Origin of the sequence: Gloeocapsa sp. DLM2.Bin57 (assembly GCA_007693955.1) — a bacterium.
Classification (GTDB): domain Bacteria; phylum Cyanobacteriota; class Cyanobacteriia; order Cyanobacteriales; family Gloeocapsaceae; genus Gloeocapsa.
Genome location: RECR01000007.1, coordinates 1 through 4456, shown reverse-complemented (window position 1 = coordinate 4456; position 4456 = coordinate 1). Strand labels below are relative to the sequence as shown.

Annotated in this window: 3 protein-coding genes; all 3 read left to right on the top strand. The window is 41.7% G+C overall.

Annotation, left to right across the window (positions count from 1 at the left end; all coding sequences use genetic code 11):
* Positions 1-143: 143 nt before the first annotated feature.
* The 3 genes from groL (at position 144) to EA365_00140 (ending at position 4325) form a co-directional block, all read left to right on the top strand.
* Positions 144-1811 carry a chaperonin GroEL gene (gene groL / locus EA365_00150; GenBank protein ID TVQ49891.1) on the top strand — a complete coding sequence of 556 codons (1668 nt, stop codon included), beginning with the start codon at positions 144-146 and terminating at the stop codon, positions 1809-1811.
* A gap of 215 nt (positions 1812-2026) precedes the next feature.
* Entirely contained in the window at positions 2027-3034 is a 1008-nt protein-coding gene (locus EA365_00145; protein ID TVQ49890.1) for a PEP-CTERM sorting domain-containing protein, read from the top strand.
* Between the two features lie 247 nt (positions 3035-3281).
* Positions 3282-4325 carry a PEP-CTERM sorting domain-containing protein gene (locus EA365_00140; protein TVQ49889.1) on the top strand — a complete coding sequence of 348 codons (1044 nt, stop codon included), beginning with the start codon at positions 3282-3284 and terminating at the stop codon, positions 4323-4325.
* The last annotated feature ends 131 nt before the right edge of the window (positions 4326-4456 follow it).

Genomic DNA, 4456 nt, shown 5'->3' with positions numbered 1-4456 from the left:
ACCTCATGATAACTTTTCTGTAAAAAACCTACACTTGTGAGCTCTCCCCCTCTCCCCTTTTACCAGATTTAAGTAGGAAAATTTTAGCAGTCTGACCCTAAGAGTGCTAAATTAAGCAATAGTGGTTAGTAAACATAAAAATCATGGCTAAGATAGTTTCCTTTAAAGAAGATTCTCGTAAAGCTCTCGAAAGAGGGATTAATGCTCTAGCAGATGCAGTAAAAATTACTTTAGGACCAAAAGGTCGTAATGTATTGTTAGAGAAAAAATACGGTGCCCCCCAAATCGTTAATGATGGTATCACCGTAGCTAAAGAAATTGAATTAGAAGATCCTCTCGAAAATACAGGAGCTAAATTAATTCAAGAAGTAGCAGCCAAAACCAAAGACATAGCAGGAGATGGTACAACTACAGCAACGGTTATCGCTCAAGCTTTAATACATGAAGGGTTAAAAAATGTCATCGCAGGTACTAACCCCGTGTCTCTACGTCGCGGTATGGATAAGACGATCGCTTATCTAGTTGGGGAAATCGCAGCGATCGCTAAACCAGTAGAAGGAGAGGCGATCGCTCAAGTAGCTACCGTATCAGCGGGAAATGACCCCGAAATTGGTCAAATGATCGCTACAGCGATGGATAAAGTCACTAGAGATGGGGTAATTACCGTAGAAGAGTCCAAATCTCTAGCTACAGAATTAGAAGTCGTCGAAGGGATGCAAATCGATCGCGGTTATCTATCTCCCTACTTTATCACTGATCAAGAAAGACAATTAGTCGAGTATGAAGACGCTTTTATCTTAATTACTGATAAAAAAATTAGCAGTATCCAAGATTTAGTGGGAGTATTAGAACAAGTAGCCCGTCAGGGTAGTCCTTTACTAATTATCTGTGAAGACGTAGAAGGAGAAGCTTTAGCAACTCTGGTAGTAAATAAAGCTAGAGGAGTACTTAATGTTGTTGCGATTAAAGCTCCAAGTTTCGGCGATCGCCGCAAACAAATGTTACAAGACATCGCCATTCTCACCGGTGGTCGTTTAATTTCTGAAGATATTGGTTTAAGTCTCGATAGTGTTTCCCTAGATTTACTAGGTAAAGCGCGTAAAATCACCATAGATAAAGAAAACACCACCATAGTAGCAGGTACTGAAACCAAAAAAGAAGTAGAAAAACGCGTCGCACAACTACGCAAAGAATTAGCAGCTACTGATTCTGACTACGATTCCGAAAAGCTCCAAGAAAGAATCGCCAAACTCGCAGGAGGAGTCGCGGTAATCAAAGTAGGTGCAGCCACCGAAACCGAGTTAAAAGATCGTAAACTACGTATAGAAGACGCTCTCAACGCTACCAAAGCTGCGGTAGAAGAAGGAATAGTCCCAGGTGGTGGTACAACCTTGATTCATTTAGCGAGTAAAGTAGCCGAATTCAAAGCAACCCTCACCGATTCTGAAGAGAAAATCGCCGCGGATATTGTAACACGTGCTTTAGAAGCACCCCTGTTCCAATTAGCTACTAACGCTGGTGTAGAAGGTTCAGTGATTGTGGAAAAAGTTCGCGAAACTGAGTTTAATATTGGCTACAACGCTCTCACAGGTGAATTAGAAGACATGATCGCAGCGGGTATCATCGACCCAGCCAAAGTAGTACGCTCGGCACTACAAAACGCCGGTTCAATCGCCGCCATGGTAATTACCACTGAAGCCTTAGTTGTAGAAAAACCTGAAAAAGCCTCAGCAGCACCTAACATGGATGCCATGGCTGGTATGGGTGGTATGGGTGGTATGGGCGGTATGGGTGGTATGGGTATGATGTAGGTTATGATTTAGCCTAGAAAAATACTCCAGCTAATCTAAAAGCCAAGACTCAAGTCTAGTACTTGAGTCTCACGTTTTTAAAGATTGTGTAAAGTTGGTCTTAAATGGGAAATTTTGTATTAACATTAATCTAGACAAAAAATTAAGATTTTGCTATCTTCACATTATAAAGAAGGCAAAAGTCATCGTTATAATACTTTAACTTACATACAAAGATGCCAAACATCAAACAGTCGATTTCATTAACAGTATTGTTGGGAGCAGCTGCTAGCTTCGGAATGGGCACAGCACCTGTTGAGGCTTTCCCCATAGGAGCTCCAGAAATACTGACCAATTGTGCAGGTCCACCTCCTACCATATCAATGGGAGATAAGTGCGATCCTAACGCTGACGTAGTCAGAACTAGTGCTACTAATTTTCTAGGGTTACAAGGAAATATTGCTTTTGACCCTCAAGAACAATCAGAAGAACTTCAAGGCTTACGTCTGCAAGGTATTGGCAGAGATGGTAGCAGTGGAGAACCATTGTTTAACCTTGACTTTCTCCCCCCTGAAGGGACAGGAGAAGGTTTAACCATTCAAGCTAACTCTGCACCAAGAGGAGGAATCAACGATTTTCGTGGGTTCAATCTATGGACAGGAACAATCCAAGATATCGTTCAAGATCCTCCCAACAACCCAGGAGAGCCAGTTATACCAGGATCTCCTGTACCTAGTCCGATTAACCCCCGAGTCAGAGATTTTATCGTTATTAATGATGGTTCTTTGGGTCCTGGTTACGCCACAGGAGAAGTTGATGGAATCATTGAAGGTGGTTACGCGTTAGATCTAATCGAATTAGCTGAGCCTGAACTTATTCCGGGTACTGTACCAGGATTTGATACAACCACAGTTCGCTTAAATATGCAATTGCAAGCCTATAAGATAGATACTGATGGTAATCGAGTTGAGGAACAGCAAATAAATCCACTAGGTAGAACAATCTTTGCTAATCGAGCTGCAGGTGTAATTGAATTCTCTATTGCTCAAAGCGCCGATGAGATTAGAACTGCCTTAAGAGCAGGTGAGATTATAGATTTTGCTGGAACTTATAACATTCTAGTTGGTGTTGAACCTGATTCAGTAATTATTCCTACATCAGAAGTTCCCGAACCATCTACGATCATCAGTTTACTGCTACTTGGTAGCGGAACAGTCGCCTTTACTAAGCGTAAAACCGTTTAATTTAGTTGACTTAGCTAGTACCTGAAGCTGTTTAGGGGAATTAACGCCTGTGGAGAGGAAATCAGTAACTGCAGTTGCTGAACCTCGTTGAATCAGGAAACCAAGCCTAGACTTGAGACAGCAGCCACACCTTATCTTAGTGAGCTACAGATTCTACTCCTTACTTTAAATTCAGTCGCCAAAGGCGCTCACCTTTTTTAGTCTTAACACTTTTTGCCAACTTTAGTCACTGTATTGTCAAATAATCATGAAAAAGCTCAATAATCATTTTTCTCAAGCCGTTATCTTGGGAGTAGCAGCAAGTACAACTTTAGCTATCGCACCTGTACAAGCTCAAACAGTTGCTCCCCCTCCTTTTCGTGGACCTGGTGCAGCAGAAGCCTTAGCAGGTTGTCCTAATGATCTAATCTTTCCCCAAAAGTGCGATCCTAATGCCGATGTTGTTGTTGAAGCTGAAAGCATTTCTACAGCAGGTTTAGAGGGAACAGTTAACTTTGTACCCCTAGAGCAACCAGGAGGAGTAAGATTAGAGGCTACTGACTTTGTAACTCCCGATGGTGCACCTCTAACCAATATTGACTTCGTCCCCCCTGAGAGAGAAGGAAGAGGTGCTCTTTTTACAGTTAACACAGGAGCTGGCTCAGATTTCGCTCCTTTCCAAGCTTGGACAGGACCTATCAAAGACTTGTACATACCAGGGACTACTACTGAAACTGCTGGAGCTCCTTTTCCTAATCCTGCCAATCCTAGAGTCAGAGATTTTATCCGCATTACTCAACCACCAACAGGAGGCAGTTCCATAGTTGAGGTTAACGGAATTCAAGTTAGTGGCTTTGCCATGGATTTAAACTTGGTTGAATTTCCTATTTACAGTACTCGACCAACTAGCACAACCATTTCTCTCGGTTTAGAATTACAAGGTTATCTGTTGGATACTCAAGGGAGAAGGATTGAAGAGCAATTCCCCTTATTACCTCCGGAAACTATTATTTCCGATGATGGTTTAACCATAACCACTATCAATAGAACTAACGTTTTCGCTAACCAAGTTTCAGGTGCTTTAACCGCTACTTTTCCTAATGAGATAGATGGTGTACCTCTAAGAGAGCGACTAACACAAGAACCACCTTTAACTGGTTTTGGTTTTGATCTCACTCTACGTTCTACTCCAAATGTACGTTTGATTGAAGTTGGAGACCAAGAAGTAATACCAGAACCTACCACAATACTCAGTAGTCTCTTGCTCTTTGGCGGTGGTGCTTTCAAATTAAAAAACCGCAAACGATCTTAAATCTTTTTTAGACAACTTAAGTTATTAGATTCTTTAGAAACCATGCAAAAGCTCAACAATCTTCCCCAAACCTTGATTTTAGGAGTAGTAGCTACCGCAGCTTTAACTATCACTCCTGCTCAAGCTCAAAC

Bases quoted from the DNA above. Each gene is read 5' to 3' on its own strand.
- groL (TVQ49891.1), top strand. From the start codon at position 144: ATGGCTAAGATAGTTTCCTTTAAAGAAGATTCTCGTAAAGCTCTCGAA.
- EA365_00145 (TVQ49890.1), top strand. From the start codon at position 2,027: ATGCCAAACATCAAACAGTCGATTTCATTAACAGTATTGTTGGGAGCA.
- EA365_00140 (TVQ49889.1), top strand. From the start codon at position 3,282: ATGAAAAAGCTCAATAATCATTTTTCTCAAGCCGTTATCTTGGGAGTA.